This is a genomic window from Adhaeribacter soli (assembly GCF_008727925.1).
Lineage (GTDB): Bacteria > Bacteroidota > Bacteroidia > Cytophagales > Hymenobacteraceae > Adhaeribacter_A > Adhaeribacter_A soli.
The window spans coordinates 167,662-181,147 of sequence record NZ_VTWT01000001.1 but is presented as its reverse complement, the minus strand read 5'-3'; the positions used below and the strand labels follow the sequence as shown (position 1 = coordinate 181,147).

The window sequence follows — 13,486 nt, the reverse complement described above, 5'->3', positions numbered from 1 at the left end:
CTTTGGAGGGGGTAGGGGGAGGATTTTTACTTTATTTGATCTTCTTTAAAAATCAGATAAATCTCCTGTCCTCCCCCTACCCCCTCAAAAGGGGGACTCTTTACCTGCTTACTTAAAGTCGATTACAATCTAACTTTTCAGCCAATACTTTTTCCCGCTAAAATCTACCGTTTTACTTCCGGGAGTTTTCGGTTCAAAGTTCGTTAATATTTCCGGCCTTTCCAGATTACTTTTACCGGCAGAAAGAAGAAAATAATGAGCAGCACCGAGGTAAAAAACTGATACACTTCAAACAAAACCAACTCGGTTAAGGAAGCGCTTCGCTTTACCCGTTTTAAGCAAACCTGAATAAAAATGCTTTGGAACAGCCACTTCAGGAACAGCACAGAAAAAGCGTAAAAAAACGGCACCCGGAAAAAGAACGGTATCATGACGGCATAAAAGGATGCGTACACGATCAGCACGATTTTCATGTAAAGCGGCAGGTGCATGGAGCCTTTCATCCACCGTTTGCGCTGGTGCATCAGGTCGGGAAGGCGCTGGGCGGGCATGGTTACGGCCAGTACCTGGTGGCTGTAAACGTTTTTAAAACCGTAGCCGTTTTTCAATACTTCCTGGAACAATTGCACGTCTTCGGTAATGGAAAAGGGTATTTTCTCGTAACCGCCGGTGCTTTCGTAGGCTTCGCGGGTAACGAGCATGTTGTTGCCCATGGTGGTAACCGGCAGGTTCAGGTCCGATACCACCTGGATCATTCCCAACGCATTCAGCCAATCGATGCCCTGCATGCGGGCAAAGAAATGGTGGCCTTCTACGGTGGTAATGCCGGTTACGATCCCGATGCCGGGGGAGGCGCGTGCCAGCATGGCTTCGATCCAGTCGGCAGGCAGTTCCATATCGGCATCGGTAATGAAAAAATAATCGAAAGTGGCCTGGTGGGCTAAATGCGCCAGCACGTTCCCTTTTCCCTTCGCACAACCCAACCGGTCTTTAATGGAGATCAGTTTAAAACTGGGCCTGTCGGAAATAAACCTGGAAATTACCTCAAAAGTGTTGTCCGTGGAAGCATCGTCACCGATGAGCACTTCCAGGCATTCCTGGGGGTAATCGAGCTTTAAAATGGAGTTTAGGCAGCGCTCTATATTGTGGGCTTCGTTGCGGGCGGCAATTAAAATGCTGACTTTTACTTTTTCGGTTGGAAAGTGTACCCTTTTTTGCCAGTTCTCCCGGAAAAGCAGCAGCAGCAGGACCGCAAAAATGCTGAAGTAAACCGCAAAGAAAACGACAGAAAAGATCATAGGGCGCTGAACCGGTAACCAAGCTGGTGGAAATGTTCCAGATAACGGGGCAAAACGTATTCGAGGTTACGCCGCGCTTTAAAACTGTCGTGAAAAACCACGATGGAGCCGTTGCGGGTATATTTCAGGCTGGCTTCCAGGCAGGCTTCCGGCCGCAAGGCCTGGTCGTAATCACAGGTAAGCAGGTCCCACATAATAATGCGGTAATCGGGCTGCAGCTGCTTTATTTTATTCAGGGAAATTTGCCCGTAAGGTGGTCGGAAGAGCGGTTTTTCTTCCCCGGAAATTTCAGAGGGCGTTAAATAGGGCACTAAGGCTTCCGCGCATTTTTTGGTGTTCTGAAGATACGGTTCCGAAGCGGTTTTCCAGGCTTTTAAATGGTTGAAGGTATGGTTGCCGAGCCGGTGCCCCTGTTCCAGAACCCGGTTTGCGATTTCGGGGTATTTCGTGAGGTTTTCGCCTACGCAAAAGAAAGTTCCTTTGGCCTGAAAACGGGCGAGTTGTTCCAGTACAAAAGCTGTTACTTCCGGCACCGGCCCATCGTCGAAGGTCAGGTAAATAACCGGTTCGGTTTCGGATTTGCGCCATTCCAATTGGGGCAGCAGATTCCGGATAAATTCAGGCAGGCGAAACAAACGCATCAGGCAGGCTTCCTGGTAGATTCAGTGGCCAGCATCAGGCTATCCCAGAGCTGGCCGGCGCTCCGTTCCCAGGAAAACCGTTTCAGGTTCTGGCGGCCCAGGTAAATGAGGGTCTGGCGCAAAGCAGCATCTTCAGTTATTTTTTTCATGGTGCCGGCAATTTCCCCTACGTTAAACGGATCCACCAGCAGCACAGCCTCCCCTCCTACTTCGGGCATGGAGCTGATGTTGGAGGTAATAACCGGGCAGTTGCATTTCTGGGCTTCCACGATCGGAATTCCGAAACCCTCGAGCGTAGGTACATACACGTTGGCCAGGCCCGCACCGTAAAGCTGCCGGAGCTCCTCATCGGTTACGCGGCCGGTAAAAACCACATCCTCCTGAAACTTCATCCGCTCAAACGTATTGCTTATGTCTTTCGAATTCCAGGCTTTCCGGCCCACAATTAACAGTTTGGCTTCGCTGCCGGTTTGCTGTTTAAAGGAATCGAAAGCTTTAAAGAGGTGAACCAAGTTCTTGCGCGGGTGAATGGCCCCTACAAAAATAAAATAGGGTTTGCCTTTGCTGAATTTGTTGCGCGTGTTTTCCTGTTCGGCTTCCGGACTCGGAGCAAAAAAAGCGCTGGCATCGTTGTACACCACATCAATTTTCTTGGCTTCGATGCCGTAGGTTTTTACAATGTCCTGCCGGGTAAATTCGGAAACGGCAATAATGCGTTCGGAGCGGCGGGCAAACTTCGGGGAAAAATACTGCAGGTACTTTCTGAAAATAAAATCGATATCCTGGGGATAATGCTCAAAAGCCAGGTCGTGCATTACCGTAACTTTTGGCACGGCCGTTTTTAAAGTGGTCAGGCCGTCGGTAGAAAGAAAAACGTCAGGTTTGATCCGGGCCAGGGCTTTGGCAACGCTTATTTCGAACCAGATGTAAAACAGGAAAGGGTGCCGGGCCGGCGGATTCAACACTACCGGGGTAACGTTTGGCCCAAAAATGAACTGATTGTCGTAAGGCCGGTCGAAGAAAAAATAAAATTCGGCTTCGGGATGGTTTACTACCATGCGCCGCAAGGTTTCAAGGGTGAATTTCCCGATACCTTCTAATTTTCCAGCCAGCAAAAACCTGGTATTTACTGCAATTTTCAACCGTGGGGCTCCTCTCAATCCTGCTTGCGTAATTTGCGCAGGTCAGCGAAACTAACAATACGTAGCAAGAATACCAAACCCAGGAAAATAATTCCGGCAAAAACCGTATTTAAAAGCCACCACTCGGAAACCAACTGCAGGCCGGCAAATATTCCGTAGAGCAAAACGGTGAGCACGGCAAGTTTTCCGAGCTGGGTTAGCGGTAACCGGATCTTCGCTTTCCGGGCTACCATTATAAAATAACCAACTGAAACAAATACAGCGCACAGCAGGGTATTCCAGGCGGCAGCTAAAGAACCATATTCCGGGATAAAAATAAAATTAAGGGTCAGGTTCAGGACAATGCTGAGCATAACCACCACGCTTACCGGTTTTTCGTAATTGGTAGAGGTTAAAAGGGTACTGTAAATGGCAAAAAAACCGTGCACCAAAACGTTCAGGAATAAGATCTGCAGGTTGCGCACCATAAACCCGATCTCCTCCGGCGTGCTGTTGCTGAACTGAAAAAAGAAAACTTCGCCATAAAATAACCCGAAAACCGAAACAAAAATGATGGGCACGCTTACCACCACCTGCCCGAAATGGAGCAATTTTTCCTGTTCTTTTTTAGACTGAATATTCAACGCAAACTTGGCAAAGAAAATCGGCAGGATCGTCCAAAGATACATCATTACCGCATCCACCCAGCGGTACGGCCCGGCATAAAGTCCGGCTTCGGTAGCCGTAGAAAGCCTTTCAAGCATTACAATATCGATGCGTTCGTTAACGCCGTAAACCAGTGTGATCAGGGCAAAAGGCAGGCTTTCGCGCAGCAATTCCCGCAGGTGCAGCCGGTTCAGGTTTATTTTCAGCTTGCCGTAAAGTTTAACCACCAGAAAGTACAGCGCCAGAAAAGCCAAACCGGTAGCCAGGGCACGGGCATACACAAAATTCTCCAGCGTAAGCCCTATTGGCAACAAAGCCAGCACCAGGAACACCAGCAGGAATTTATCGGCCACCGAACCCACCGCATCTACGTTAAAATTCTGATTTCCCTGCAGCGTAGCCCGGAAAAACAAAATGAACTGGGAAATGCCGAAAGTAAAAGCCACGATAGCCAGTAAATAAAGGGTAGGCAGATCGTAGGCCAGCACCCAGCCCAGCCCCACCATTACCACCGGATAAACCAGGGCCAGAAAGATCTTGACCGGAAAAACAGTAGGAAAATAGGCCGAAAAGTAATTGGAATCGGCGGCGATCTTTTTGGTAGCCAGCTGACTGATGCCTAGATCGGAAAACACGGCGCCGATGGTGGCCAGCGAGAAAAGAGCACTGAACAAGCCGTAAGCTTCGTGCCCGATCTCATTCTGCACCAGGTTCTCCACCACAATGCCTACCGGTTTCACCAGCAGGTTGAGCAGTAATATAAAACTGATATTTCCGAGAAGCTTTTTAATTTGTCTGAAGAATTTGCGGCTGCAAAGTAACGGAATTATGCACTGGAAAACAGCAACCTAGTTCAGACAAGCTTAAAGCGGGAAGAGGAATTTAGGTAAATTTGAGATTTTTAGGTAAATTTGAAGGAATATTCATTTACAATGAGTGCAATCCAAACAAAATCCGAACGCCCTAAAAGCCTGACCGGGCTGCTGCCAATCATTAACCGGTGGAAATACCATGTTCTAGGTCTTACTCTTTTAGCGTTTGTCGCCAGCGTAATCATCTCGCTTATATTGCCAAACGTCTATAAATCTACCACGGTCTTTTACCCGACCAACCTGGCTACCCTGGACCCGGACCAGATCATGGATGGAAATAAAAAGATCGAGAAATTCGGTACGCGGGAAGATATTGACCGGATCACCACCATTGGTTTATCGCAGCCCGTAGCCGATTATATTATTTATAAATACAAGCTCTACAAGGATTACGGCTTTGAGGACATGACCGATGATCTGAGCAAACAAGCTGTATTAGACAATTTTATCGGCGACCTGAACATTGTTCAGACCGAACGCGACGCCATTGAGCTGACCTTTTACAGCGAAGACAAGCACAAAGCGGCTGCCATTGCCAACGACATGGTAAATAAGATCGACCAGATGAATTATGAGCTCACGCTCGAAAACCAAAAGAAGATCCTGCATATTCAGCAGCAGCGCTATGATTATATTTTCGAAAAACTCGTTGCCATCCGCGACTCTTTAAGCAAGGCCCGGAAAAAACACTCTATTTATGGTTTAGTGAATGAAGGCCGCTCCATTAGCGAAAGCGTATTGAAAAACCAGACGGATATGCTGAAAGCCCAGGGCGAACTGGAAGTTCTCAGTAAAAGCCTGAGTGCTACAGATCCGAAAATCATTGCCCTTAAGGCTCAGGTAAATGGCCTGGAAAAAGCGGTGGCAGCCATTACCAAAACCAATACCCACTCCTACAACCTGGAAGGCTATATGAATGGAATAGACCAGGTTACCGACCTTGAACTTCAGTTCAGATACTTACGCAGCCAGTTAAGCGATGCCAGAAAAGCTTTTGACCATGCCAAACTTTCGTTAACCAGCAAAGTATCTACCATTTATGTGGTACAAAAAGCCTATCCGGCCATGAAAAAAGCAAAGCCGATCCGCTGGCTGATCGTGGTATCCGCCACCGTACTGACTTTTGTTCTTTCGGTTATCTTTGTTGCCTTGCTTGAGTTATATTACCGGGAAATGCGCCGGGCAGCGGCATGATCTTACCAGGCAAAATACAGTTAAAAATTTCCGAAAAAACCGTATTCTGGGCATTTGGCACCATTTTAATCGGCGCCATTTCCGTTGGGCTCATCAAGAACACGGTTTTTGCGCTCCTGGCGCCGCTTTCGGTAATTTTTTTATTTCTTGCGCTGAATAATTACCGCATTCTTTATTACCTGCTTATCTTCAGCCTTCCCTTTTCCATTCATACCCCAGTTGGTGGCGGCTTAACCTTAGATGTGCCTACCGAACCTCTGATGGTGGCCTTAATGGGTTGCTACCTATTATCATTTTTGCTGGGAGCACGGCCCGATAAACGTTTTTTTTCGCACCCCTTAATAATCCTGACCGGGTTGCTTTATTTCTGGGCTTTATTCCTCACGCTTTATTCCGTAGACACGCTTAAGTCGGTTAAATACATGCTGGCAAAGGCCTGGTACATTGTGCCATTTCTGCTCTTTACCGGCTCGTATGTGAAAAGCGTGAAAGATGTGCGCAAAATTTTGTGGATCTTCCTTGTTCCGCTTACCCTTATTGTTTCCATTGCCCTGGTAAAACATGCCTTGCTGGGTTTTGCCTTCGATGCCGTGCAGCAGGCGGTTGTTCCTTTTTTCCGGAACCACGTGATCTACGCCGCCATTATTGCCTTGGCCATTCCCTATGTATTTACCTTACTTCAGCTCGAACGGAAAAGCCTGAAAGGAATCTTACTCGTTATTCTGGTTATTCTGCTGCTGGGGGTAGCGTTTTCTTATACCCGGGCCTCCTGGCTTTCCCTGCCCATAGCTGCTTTCTATTACCTTGCCATCCGGTTTAAAATCACCAAACTGGGAGTGGCTACCGCTTACCTGGGAGCCGCTCTGGGGTTAGGCTATATGATAAACCAGAACACCTACATGTTGTATGCGCCGGAATACGAAAAAACCATTTTTTACGGCGATAACTTTGAAAAGCACCTGGAAGCAACTTATAACTTCGAGGATGTTTCCGGCATGGAACGGGTTTACCGCTGGGTGGCAGCCGTGAACATGGCCTACGATAAGCCCTTAATTGGCAGCGGCCCGAATACTTTTTACCCGGAATACAAAAAGCACACCGTTAAAAGCTTCCGGACCTACGTAAGCGATAACCCGGAAAAATCTACGACCCACAATTACTTTCTGCTGCAGCTTGCCGAACAGGGCATTATCGGGGCCGTACTTTTGCTGATTCTGGTGGCTTACCTGCTCATATTACCGCAAACGCTTTACCACCGCACCCGGAAACCGGAATACCGCGCCCTTATAACCGGCGCCGGCTTATGCCTGGTGGTCATCATCTTCCACCTTACCCTGAATGAGCTGATCGAAGTAGATAAAGTGGGCTCTTTCTTTTACATTTCCATAGCCCTGCTGGTGAAGCTAGACCTCTGGACCAGGGAAGAACGCCGGCAGGAAACGCTACTTGAAACGGCAGGAAAGTAAGGTAATATCGTCGCTGAAACCGGCCGCTTCGTTGTATTCCTTAATATCATTCAGAATTTCTCTGTGCAGGGTTTGCAGGTTCATGTACCGGGAATTCTGCAGGAACTTAATGGCGTTTTCCAGGCCGTACTCGTCTTCATCTTTGTTGAACACTTCCGTAAGGCCGTCGGTGTAGCACATGAGCGTGGATTTATGCGGAATGAGCACCTTGGTTACTGACATAAACGGAAGTTCCTCAAAGATTCCCAGCATAGTGCAGCCTTCGTTCAGCAAATGGTAGGAATTATTCTCGTAAAGTAGCACCGGCGCGTTGTGGCCCGCATTTACGTAATGCAGCTCCCGCGTTTTGCGGTTGTAAATACCAAAGAAAGCCGTAATAAACTTCTCCGCGATCGCATTTCGGTAGATCAGGTAATTCAGTTCGGAAACCACCGTCTGCAGATCGGAGGTCTGGCGCAGAATGGTACGCAAACCGGCCTGAAAATTAGACATCAGCAGCGAAGCCGGTACTCCTTTACCTGAAACGTCGGCCACGCACAGCAATAACTGATCATCGTCTATCTTCACGTAATCGTAGTAATCGCCGCCAATGGTAGAGTGCGGAATATAGCTGGCATGTACGGCTACGTCCTTATCGTTGGGCAGGGATTTTGGAAAAAGCATGGTCTGCACTTCCCGGGCAATCCGGATCTCATTGCGCATGGCTTCCTGGGCCAGGCGATGCTTGGCCATCTTATGGTTTTCCATGGCTACGATCAGGATATTGCTCAGGGTCTGAATAAAAGAAAGTGCCCCTAAGCTGGAATAATACGGATGAATGTTGCCAATGAGCACAAACGCCAACACCCGGTTATCCTGAATTACCGGAATGGCAATTTCAAAATCCTGCCATTTCTTGTTTACCTCCAGTGTGCTGAGTTTCGTGATTTCCCGCAACTGCCGGATCTCTTTCGGTAATTCTTCCTTTACAAAATCGGTCTGGGTCCCAAAGCAAACTTTACACTCCCAGGCTTCGTCGCGCACAAACAAGGTAAGGCGGTTTATTTTTAACTGGGCCAGTAAGGTAAAGTGGTATATTTTGTACAAAGCCTTTTCAGGCAGGTTTTTGTTTATAGCCTGCGTAATCTCCAGTAAAGCCGTTAACTCCAGCTGCTTCAGATTTAACTCCTGCTGAATGTTTCTATCCACAATCTCAGGCATTGGTAACGATAATTTTAGGGTCATAAGCGTCGCGTAGCCCGTTTCCGAGCAAATTAAATGCAAGCACCAGTAAACTGATGCAGATACTAGGCAATAGCACTAAAAACAGGCTGTTCTTCGAACCTATTAGTTGAAATCCTTCATTCACCATCATACCCCACGAAGGAGCCGGCGGCTGAACGCCTAATCCAAGAAAGCTTAAACCGGCTTCCATCAGAATTGCCGAAGCAAAATTGGCAGTGGCCGTTACAATTAACGGACCAAGCAGGTTCGGTAACAAATGTTTTACTATAATGCGTAATTCCGGCAAACCGGTAACCTTCGCTGCTTCAATATACGTTTTTTCTTTCAAACTTAAAATCTGTCCGCGTACTACCCGGGCTACATCTACCCACATAGTAAGGCCTACCGCTACGAAAGAAACCCATACACTTTTGCTTCCCAAGGCCAGGCTAATGGCAATTACCAGCATGATTCCGGGCACCGACCAGACTACCGTCATGATGAACATAATGGCCTTATCGGTACGGCCGCCCAGGTAACCGGCCAGTGCCCCGGCAAACAAGCCGATCGTTACCGAGATCAGCACCGCCAGGAAACCGATACCCAACGAAATACGCGTTCCTAAAAGCAAGCGGCTCAATACATCGCGTCCGGCCTTGTCGGTGCCTAACCAGTAAGTCCGGGTTTCTATAAATTCTTCTACTTCAGCCTCTGAAATGTGCTGATCTCCGGCCGAGGCATTTTCTTCCTTAAAGAACCGTTGCAAAGGGAATTTCAGTAGGGCAGTATTTTCTTCCAGCCCGGAACGGTATGGTCTTGCCACCAAAAAGCCGTTTTCCAGCTTATAACTTTCTATGGGCACACTTTCAAAGGCTGAAGGGGCACCAAATAACCAACGCTCCAGGAAATTTACCTCGGGTTGTTTATCTGCTTTTGGCAGGTTCAGGATCTTCACGGTAAACCCGGCCGGCTTTTTCTGCAGGGCAACAATGCCATCGTTGGCATTGGGCGTAGGATCCGGCAGAATCAGGTGCCCGGCAAGCGCTACCAATACCGCCAGCATTACCAGCGCCAAACCCAGCATGGCCGGCCCGTTGCGAAGCAGCCTTTGGCGGATATAATAGCCTGGAGAATGCACTACCTGCTTTTTGGTGAGGGTTGCCATTACCGGGAATTATGGGCTAGTAAACCTTCTTTGGTAGCCAGGTAAAAATATTTATGACAATCGTCTTCAAACCGCTCCGCCAGGTAATCTACTTCCGAATCCGGATCCGGGAAAAAGCATTTCACATACCCCCGGTTAATTAAGCGGCCAAGTTCCCGGCACAAGGTCTTATCCTCCACTTTTAAGTTGGTGGTGACCTCGGCAAAGGAAGTAACAAAGTAAAGCTCGTCAAGAATGTCTAATTCAATTTCAGTCACGGTTATTCAGCATTCTACCTTTCCAGGAATAGCGGCCCGTTAACCCGGCAAGCGCGCAATACAAAACATATGGCACGTACACTATCTGTAAAGGTAAGGTATAAAATAAATATTTTATTCTGCGTATAAACCGCAAAATCACCCCTAAAAATACGGTATCTGCAGTTAACTTTCCTATATAAATCAGCATGAAATCCATTGCCGCCAACTGCCCCGTAAGTAAAAGTATCAACGCCAGCAGCAAGGCCAGATTGGCCCCGAATACCAGCAAGCCCACCACCTGCGCCGGAACGTTGCGGTAAAAGCGCCACTTGCTTGCCCAGCGCACCCGCTGGGCAATAAAATCGGGTAACTGCTTTTTGGCCGAAGTAAAAACAACAGCGTCCGGAGTCTTCAGGAAAGCTACTTTGCCCGGGAACTGCTTTTGTATTTTATGCATCAGAAATTCATCGTCGCCGGAAGCAATTCCCTCGTTACCACTATAACCGCCAACTTCGTAAAATGCTTTTTTCTCAAAGGCCAGGTTTGCGCCGTTGCACATGTTCGGCTTTTTTAAACCGATCGCCGCCGCACCGGAACCAATCAGAGAAGCAAACTCCACCACCTGCATTTTTTCAAACAGCGCCTTCCCAGCCTGCAGGCAAACCGGTCCGCTAATGAATTTTGCCTCCGTACTTACGTATTGAAACTGGAGCAATTTCAGCCAGTCAGGCTGCACCCGGCAATCGCCATCGGTTTGCACAATAAAGTCGCCGGCAGCCTGGCTCAGACCAAAGGCAACGGCACTTTTTTTACCCGTTCCGGTACTGCTTTCCAAAGAAAGCAACCGAAGCTGCATGTTAGCATTTAAACCAAAATTCCTGACGAGCTCCCTAGAGCCATCCTCCGAAAAATCGTCCACCACCAATACCTCAAAAAGTACTGCGGGATAAGTTTGCCTTTCCAGGTCTTGCAGTAACGAAAGAATATTCGCTGCTTCATTCCGGATCGGGATTATTACTGAGATCCGGGTACGCGGTTTATGATCGGTTGGCAAAACAGTTACAGGCAGGCGGTTCCAGCCAATTAAAAAGCCGATAATTAAAAGGCTATACCCCAGCACTAAAAAAGTCAGCAGCCAGATCATCGGGTTTCCTTTCTGCGTTTAAGCCGCGCTACAAAGATCAGCCCGATGGCGCTTGGCAACACAATGTTCATAAACCAAAGGCTCAGGCTCGCGCCTAATACGTTAATTTCCGGCTGGCCAAAAAGGCTGAAAAAATGCATGGCAGAAATTTCCCGCATGCCAATATCGGTAATGGCGCTCAGCGAAGGCACAATGGACTTCAACAAAAAAGTACTGGCAATACAGCTGAAAAAATCAAAGAAAGGAACCCGAATGCCGAAAGCCTGCAAAAGAAGCCCAAACTGCAGGGCAAAAACCAGATACCTGGCAAAGGCTAGCAAAAGGGTATAGCCCAGGTCCGAAAAAGTATATTGGGAAAGTACCCGCAGGTACGGGATTATGCGCCTGGCCGGCCGGAAAGAAGCCAGCAAGGCCAGAATTAAAGAAGCCCGGAAGAAAAACAGCAGGCCGAATAAATTGCAGGAAAGCAGGAACAAGCCGATCCCGATCTTGGTCCAGGGGAAATCGGGCAGGTAAAAATGCCAGAACAGGTAAAATCCACCGGCGCTACCCGCCACCAGGGTTATGACCAACTGAGCAAACCTTCCCAGAAAAATAGCACCTATGGCATTTACCCGTTTCTTGCTCCGTAGTTCCAGGATCCGACCGGCATAATCGCCCACCCGGTTCGGGGTAATAAAGCCTAACGTAAGCCCCACCATTACCGAACGGAAAGCCCGTGCATAGGAAACAGGTTCGATCTTTTGCGCCAGCAGCCACCATTTCCAGGCTTCCAGCGCCCAGTTAACCAGAATTAATCCGGCTGCCAGACCCACAAAGATCCACGTTCCGGAACCAGTCTGGCCCTGAAGCAGGTTAAAGAAATCGGTACGGCCTTGCACCGCTTTATATAAATAAAAGCTGGTCAGCGCAAAAATCAGAAATTTAAGCGCCAGCCAGCCTTTACTTTTTAAAACTACATTCAAATTTTTGTTTGTAATTTTGTAAATCTTATGATAAAACCTTCTCCCCTCGTTCTTGCGGAAAAAATAATTCTGGGCATCGACCCCGGCACCAACATTATGGGCTATGCCATCCTGGTGGTAAAAGGCTCCAAAACCCAGGTGCTTGAATTCGACGTCATCAACCTGAAAAATCACACCAACCACGCCGTAAAGCTAAAAAACATCTTCGACCGGATGCAGGAACTCATAACCGAATACCTCCCGGATGAAATGGCCATCGAAGCCCCTTTCTACGGCAGCAACGTTCAATCGATGCTGAAGCTCGGCCGCGCCCAGGGCGTTGCCATTGCGGCTGCCTTATCGCGCGATATTCCTTACGTAGAATATGCTCCCAAGAAAGTAAAGCAATCTATTACCGGCAACGGGAACGCGTCCAAAGAGCAGGTATCCAATATGCTGGCTCAAATTCTGAAATTAGGGGAAATGCCGAAACTTTTCGATGCTTCGGATGCCCTGGCGGTAGCTTTGTGCCACCACTATCAGAAAGGCAATAACGGACAGGCCGGTACCAAATCCTGGAAAAACTTCCTTACCGACAACCCGAGCCGGATCGTTAAAAAGTAATTAAAGCGCCTGCCGGATCTTTTCGGCAATAGCTTCGAATTCTTCCGGCTTCAGTTTCAGTTTCGGGTTGGCAAAATTCATTTCCGCCATATGGTTCATCGGGATCAGGTGCACGTGCGCGTGCGGCACTTCAAAACCAATAACCGCTACTCCTACCCTTTTGCAGTTCGTAACCTTTTTAATAGCCTGCGCTATCTTATGGGAAAACCGGTGAAGATCCGCGTACAGATCTTCTTCCAGGTCAAAAATATAGTCGGTTTCCTGTTTGGGAATTACCAGCGTATGACCTACCGTTAAGGGATTAATATCAAGAAAGGCATAGAAACGATCATCCTCCGCAATTTTATAAGAGGGAATAATGCCGTCAATAATTTTCGTGAATACCGAAGCCATAAGCAGTTACCGTGAAATTTCCAGGATCTCAAATTTTAACTTACCCGCCGGCACGCTGATCTCGGCAATATCGCCTACTTCCTTGCCCAGCAATCCCTTCCCGATCGGCGATTTCACAGATATCTTTCCGGCCGCCAGGTTTGCTTCTTCTTCCGAAACCAGGGTATAATCCAGCACCATATTATTATTCAGGTTCTTAATCTTCACCTTAGAAAGAATAAGCGCCTTGTTCAGGTCCAGGTTAGAATCATCGATCAGGCGCGCATTGCCCACAATTTCTTCCAGCTTCGAAATTTTAAGTTCCAGGTGCCCCTGCGCATCTTTGGCCGCATCGTATTCCGCATTTTCACTTAAGTCACCTTTGTCACGGGCCTCCGCCAATTGCCTGGCAACTTCAGACCTTCCTTTTGTCTTAAGTTCAGCTAACTCTTCTTTAAGTTTTGCTAAACCCTCCGCGGTGTAATAAGAAATATTTGCCATTATCATTAAAAAGTTTACTGAGTTATCATGAATAAA

The 13,486-nt window shown here is 47.8% G+C and carries 14 protein-coding genes; 3 read left to right on the top strand and 11 right to left on the bottom strand.

The annotated features are described in order from the left end of the window. Window positions 1–203 precede the first annotated feature (203 nt). The 4 genes from F0P94_RS00700 to F0P94_RS00685 form a co-directional block, all read right to left on the bottom strand. Window positions 204–1,298, bottom strand: coding sequence for a glycosyltransferase (locus F0P94_RS00700; protein ID WP_150901784.1), 1,095 nt, complete (start codon window positions 1,296–1,298; stop codon window positions 204–206). Then, on the bottom strand, window positions 1,295–1,939 hold the full coding sequence (locus tag F0P94_RS00695) for a polysaccharide deacetylase family protein (RefSeq protein WP_150901783.1): 645 nt from the start codon (window positions 1,937–1,939) through the stop codon (window positions 1,295–1,297). The genes F0P94_RS00700 and F0P94_RS00695 overlap by 4 nt, the downstream gene beginning before the upstream one ends. Then, window positions 1,939–2,997, bottom strand: a complete 1,059-nt coding sequence (locus F0P94_RS00690; RefSeq protein ID WP_150901782.1) for a glycosyltransferase family 4 protein — start codon at window positions 2,995–2,997, stop codon at window positions 1,939–1,941. Before F0P94_RS00690 ends, F0P94_RS00695 begins: the two co-directional genes overlap by 1 nt. A 98-nt stretch (window positions 2,998–3,095) precedes the next feature. Then, window positions 3,096–4,496, bottom strand: coding sequence for an oligosaccharide flippase family protein (locus tag F0P94_RS00685; RefSeq protein ID WP_225307106.1), 1,401 nt, complete (start codon window positions 4,494–4,496; stop codon window positions 3,096–3,098). Window positions 4,497–4,658: 162 nt separating this feature from the next. On the opposite strand from F0P94_RS00685, the gene F0P94_RS00680 reads away from it, so the two are divergent. Beyond that, on the top strand, window positions 4,659–5,792 hold the full coding sequence (locus F0P94_RS00680) for a GumC domain-containing protein (protein ID WP_150901780.1): 1,134 nt from the start codon (window positions 4,659–4,661) through the stop codon (window positions 5,790–5,792). Further along, entirely contained in the window at window positions 5,789–7,258 is a 1,470-nt protein-coding gene (locus F0P94_RS00675; protein WP_150901779.1) for an O-antigen ligase family protein, read from the top strand. The genes F0P94_RS00680 and F0P94_RS00675 overlap by 4 nt, the downstream gene beginning before the upstream one ends. On the opposite strand, the gene F0P94_RS00670 is transcribed toward F0P94_RS00675, so the two are convergent. The 5 genes from F0P94_RS00670 to F0P94_RS00650 are packed head-to-tail and all read right to left on the bottom strand — an operon-like array spanning window position 7,235 to window position 11,974. Continuing rightward, complete coding sequence (locus tag F0P94_RS00670) at window positions 7,235–8,458, bottom strand: PP2C family protein-serine/threonine phosphatase (RefSeq protein WP_150901778.1); 1,224 nt, start codon at window positions 8,456–8,458, stop codon at window positions 7,235–7,237. The genes F0P94_RS00675 and F0P94_RS00670 overlap by 24 nt on opposite strands. Continuing rightward, window positions 8,451–9,626: an ABC transporter permease gene (locus tag F0P94_RS00665; protein ID WP_150901777.1), complete on the bottom strand. Its 1,176-nt coding sequence runs from the start codon at window positions 9,624–9,626 to the stop codon at window positions 8,451–8,453. Before F0P94_RS00665 ends, F0P94_RS00670 begins: the two co-directional genes overlap by 8 nt. After that, window positions 9,626–9,883, bottom strand: a complete 258-nt coding sequence (locus F0P94_RS00660) for a hypothetical protein (RefSeq protein WP_150901776.1) — start codon at window positions 9,881–9,883, stop codon at window positions 9,626–9,628. The genes F0P94_RS00665 and F0P94_RS00660 overlap by 1 nt, the downstream gene beginning before the upstream one ends. Further along, window positions 9,876–11,009, bottom strand: a complete 1,134-nt coding sequence (locus F0P94_RS00655; RefSeq protein ID WP_150901775.1) for a glycosyltransferase — start codon at window positions 11,007–11,009, stop codon at window positions 9,876–9,878. Before F0P94_RS00655 ends, F0P94_RS00660 begins: the two co-directional genes overlap by 8 nt. Beyond that, on the bottom strand, window positions 11,006–11,974 hold the full coding sequence (locus tag F0P94_RS00650) for a lysylphosphatidylglycerol synthase transmembrane domain-containing protein (protein ID WP_191906872.1): 969 nt from the start codon (window positions 11,972–11,974) through the stop codon (window positions 11,006–11,008). Before F0P94_RS00650 ends, F0P94_RS00655 begins: the two co-directional genes overlap by 4 nt. A gap of 27 nt (window positions 11,975–12,001) precedes the next feature. Between F0P94_RS00650 and ruvC the strand changes: the two genes are divergently transcribed. Continuing rightward, entirely contained in the window at window positions 12,002–12,577 is a 576-nt protein-coding gene (gene ruvC / locus F0P94_RS00645) for a crossover junction endodeoxyribonuclease RuvC (protein ID WP_150901773.1), read from the top strand. Here the strand turns inward: ruvC and F0P94_RS00640 are convergent, their stop codons facing one another. Next, a complete protein-coding gene (locus F0P94_RS00640) occupies window positions 12,578–12,970 on the bottom strand; it encodes an HIT family protein (RefSeq protein ID WP_150901772.1) in 393 nt (130 codons plus the stop codon). Between the two features lie 6 nt (window positions 12,971–12,976). Then, complete coding sequence (gene greA / locus F0P94_RS00635) at window positions 12,977–13,450, bottom strand: transcription elongation factor GreA (protein WP_150901771.1); 474 nt, start codon at window positions 13,448–13,450, stop codon at window positions 12,977–12,979. Between the last annotated feature and the right edge of the window lie 36 nt (window positions 13,451–13,486).